2 protein-coding genes are annotated in these 2,181 nt (G+C 70.7%); both read left to right on the top strand.

The annotated features are described in order from the left end of the window. The first annotated feature begins 55 nt into the window (after positions 1 to 55). Entirely contained in the window at positions 56 to 1,066 is a 1,011-nt protein-coding gene (locus tag P1P70_RS43775) for a 4-hydroxy-3-methylbut-2-enyl diphosphate reductase (protein ID WP_319247954.1), read from the top strand. A 140-nt stretch (positions 1,067 to 1,206) separates the two neighbouring features. Then, positions 1,207 to 1,953: a polyphosphate--glucose phosphotransferase gene (ppgK, locus tag P1P70_RS43770; protein ID WP_319247952.1), complete on the top strand. Its 747-nt coding sequence runs from the start codon at positions 1,207 to 1,209 to the stop codon at positions 1,951 to 1,953. Positions 1,954 to 2,181 lie beyond the last annotated feature (228 nt).

Raw genomic sequence — 2,181 nt, 5'->3', positions numbered from 1 at the left:
TGTCTTCCATCGTAGGGGGTTCCCTGGCGGAGCCCCCGCCAGGGAACCCCCTACGATGGAAGACATGACCGCTTCGCCTGGCCGCCGCCGTGTCCTCCTCGCCGCCCCGCGCGGCTACTGCGCGGGTGTCGACCGCGCGGTGATCGCCGTCGAGAAGGCCCTGGAGCAGTACGGGGCCCCGATCTACGTCCGTCACGAGATCGTCCACAACAAGTACGTCGTGCAGACCCTGGAGAAGAAGGGCGCCATCTTCGTCGAGCAGACGGAGGAGGTCCCCGAGGGCAACATCGTCATGTTCTCGGCGCACGGCGTCGCGCCGACCGTCCACGACGAGGCCGCGCGCGGCAAGCTCGCCACCATCGACGCGACCTGCCCCCTGGTCACCAAGGTCCACAAGGAAGCGATCCGCTACGCGGGCGAGGACTACGACATCCTCCTGATCGGGCACGAGGGCCACGAGGAGGTCATCGGCACCTCCGGCGAGGCCCCGGACCACATCCAGCTGGTCGACGGCCCCGAGGACGTCGCCAAGGTCGAGGTCCGCGACCCGTCCAAGATCGTCTGGCTCTCCCAGACCACGCTCTCCGTCGACGAGACGATGGAGACGGTCGGCGCGCTCAAGCAGAAGTTCCCGCTGCTCGTCTCGCCGCCCAGCGACGACATCTGCTACGCCACGCAGAACCGTCAGCTCGCCGTGAAGCAGATGGGCGCCCAGGCGGAGCTGGTCATCGTGGTCGGCTCCCGCAACTCCTCCAACTCGGTCCGCCTCGTCGAGGTCGCCAAGCTCGCCGGCTCCCGCGAGGCGTACCTCGTGGACTACGCGAGCGAGATCGACGAGGCCTGGCTGGAGGGCGTGGAGACCGTCGGCGTCACCTCGGGCGCCTCGGTGCCGGAGGTCCTCGTCGAGGAGGTCCTGGAGTGGCTGACCCAGCACGGCTACGAGGACGTCGAACTGGTGAAGGCCGCCGAGGAGTCGATCACCTTCTCGCTGCCCAAGGAGCTCCGCCGCGACCTGCGCGAGGAGGCGGCCTCCCTGGTCGCCGAGCGCACCGGCCAGGGCGCCTGACCCTCCGCACGCGCGCGCACGGCCCCGGGACGTGAAGGTTCCGGGGCCTTACCCGTTCGGGGACGTGAGGATTCCGGCCCCCGTCGGCGGTGAGCCACCTCGCGAACGTGACTGTCAGTCGTACGACGTAACGTAGGGCCATGCACATCTTCGGCGTGGACATCGGTGGTTCGGGGATCAAGGGCGCTCCCGTGGACCTGGACCTGGGGGACCTGGCGGACGAGCGGCACAAGGTGCTGACCCCGCACCCGGCGACGCCCGACGCGGTGGCCGACGGGGTCAAGGAGGTCGTCGACCACTTCGGCTGGACCGGCCCGGTCGGCATCACCTTCCCCGGAGTGGTCACGGGCGGAGCCACGATCCGTACGGCGGCCAACGTCGACAAGAGCTGGATCGACGTCGACGCCCGCGCCCTGGTCGGCGAGCGGCTCGGCGGCCTGCCGGTGACGGTGGTGAACGACGCGGACGCGGCGGGTGTGGCCGAGGTCCAGTTCGGCGCCGGGCGCGACCGGCGGGGCACGGTCATCCTGCTCACCTTCGGCACGGGCATCGGCAGCGCGGTCTTCTCGGATGGCGTCCTCGTCCCCAACACGGAGCTGGGCCACCTGGAGCTGAACGGCCACGACGCCGAGACCCGCGCCTCCACCAAGGCCAAGGAGGACCACGAGCTGACCTACGAGCACTGGGCCAGGCGCGTCACCAAGTACCTCGCCCACGTCGAGATGCTCTTCTCGCCCGAGCTCTTCATCATCGGCGGCGGCGTCAGCCGCAAGTCCGCGAAGTTCCTCCACCTCATCGAGGGCATCAGAGCGGAGATCGTCCCGGCCCAGCTGCAGAACAACGCGGGCATCGTGGGCGCGGCGATGAGGGCGGCGAAGGCCCAATAGGGGAACTCCGCGAGAAGCCCCACGCACCCGCACCCGTACGACGGCCTCGCACCCGTACGACGGCCTCTCGCGACCCTTCGCCCGGCGCGGCGCGCTCGCTACCCCCGGGGCGCGGTACGGCGCGGCTGGCCCGGAGGCCGTGGCGCCCGGGGTCCGACGGGCCGGTGGTCGTACGATCCCCGTCCCCGCGCACCAGGCGCTGTTCCCCGCCCCTGTCGGCCGTCCCGG

The organism is Streptomyces sp. MB09-02B, assembly GCF_033794485.1.
Lineage (GTDB): Bacteria > Actinomycetota > Actinomycetes > Streptomycetales > Streptomycetaceae > Streptomyces.
The sequence above is the reverse complement of the archived record's forward strand: the minus strand, read 5'-3'. Positions and strand labels throughout refer to the sequence as shown.

What these genes read in the sequence shown, in the direction of transcription:
- P1P70_RS43775 (WP_319247954.1), top strand. Translation starts at nt 56, where the DNA reads ATGGAAGACATGACCGCTTCGCCTGGCCGCCGCCGTGTCCTCCTCGCC.
- ppgK (WP_319247952.1), top strand. Translation starts at nt 1,207, where the DNA reads ATGCACATCTTCGGCGTGGACATCGGTGGTTCGGGGATCAAGGGCGCT.